This window comes from Mesonia mobilis DSM 19841 (assembly GCF_000423405.1).
In the GTDB taxonomy this organism is placed as follows: Bacteria; Bacteroidota; Bacteroidia; order Flavobacteriales; family Flavobacteriaceae; genus Mesonia; species Mesonia mobilis.
The window spans coordinates 1-1,262 of record NZ_AUHX01000053.1 but is presented as its reverse complement, the minus strand read 5'-3'; the positions used below and the strand labels follow the sequence as shown (position 1 = coordinate 1,262).

Here is a 1,262-nt window from a genome sequence, read left to right as displayed (position 1 = left end):
ATTAATATAGTGGTATCCTGAGTAGTGCGGGGCACGTGAAACCCTGTATGAATCCGGCGGGACCATCCGCCAAGGCTAAATACTACTGAGAGACCGATAGTGAACCAGTACCGTGAGGGAAAGGTGAAAAGAACCCTGAACAAGGGAGTGAAATAGATCCTGAAACCATACGCTTACAAGCGGTCGGAGCCTTTAGGGGTGACGGCGTGCCTTTTGCATAATGAGCCTACGAGTTACTTTATCTAGCAAGGTTAAGGTGTTCAGCACTGGATCCGTAGCGAAAGCGAGTCTTAATAGGGCGCTATAGTTAGGTTGAGTAGACGCGAAACCGTGTGATCTACCCTTGGGCAGGTTGAAGCTGTGGTAACACATAGTGGAGGACCGAACCCGTTGACGTTGAAAAGTCTTGGGATGACCTGAGGGTAGGGGTGAAAGGCCAATCAAACTCGGAAATAGCTCGTACTCCCCGAAATGCATTTAGGTGCAGCGATGATTTAGTTTTATAGAGGTAGAGCTACTGATTGGATGCGGGGGCTTCACCGCCTACCAATTCCTGACAAACTCCGAATGCTATAAAATGATTTTCATCAGTGAGGGCATGGGTGCTAAGGTCCATGTCCGAGAGGGAAAGAACCCAGACCATCAGCTAAGGTCCCCAAATGTATGTTAAGTTGAATAAACGCGGTTGAACTGCTTAGACAGCTAGGATGTTGGCTTGGAAGCAGCCATTCATTTAAAGAGTGCGTAACAGCTCACTAGTCGAGCGGTTCGGCATGGATAATAATCGGGCATAAACATACTACCGAAGCTATGGACTTACATTGTAAGTGGTAGGGGAGCATTGTAACAGGTTAGAAGGTGTACTGCGAGGTATGCTGGACTGGTTACAAAAGAAAATGTAGGCATAAGTAACGATAATGCGGGCGAGAAACCCGCACACCGAAAGACTAAGGTTTCCTCAGCTATGCTAATCAGCTGAGGGTTAGTCGGGACCTAAGGCGAACCCGAACGGGGTAGTCGATGGACAAGCAGTTAATATTCTGCTACCTGCTATGTATTAAAAGTGACGGAGGCATAAACTTGGTGCGTACTGACGGAATAGTACGTTGAAGTAATCGAAAGGTTACGATAGTACACTTAAGCTACGGCGGCGGTGATAATCCAGGGGCGTGACTTCCAAGAAAAGCGAACATAGCAGCCCGTACCATAAACCGACACAGGTAGTTGGGATGAGAATTCTAAGGTGCTCGAGAGATTCATGG

General features: G+C 47.6%; 1 rRNA gene. It reads left to right on the top strand.

The features are described 5' to 3' along the window. Window positions 1-1,262, top strand: a 23S ribosomal RNA gene (locus G551_RS0112380); the annotation flags it as partial.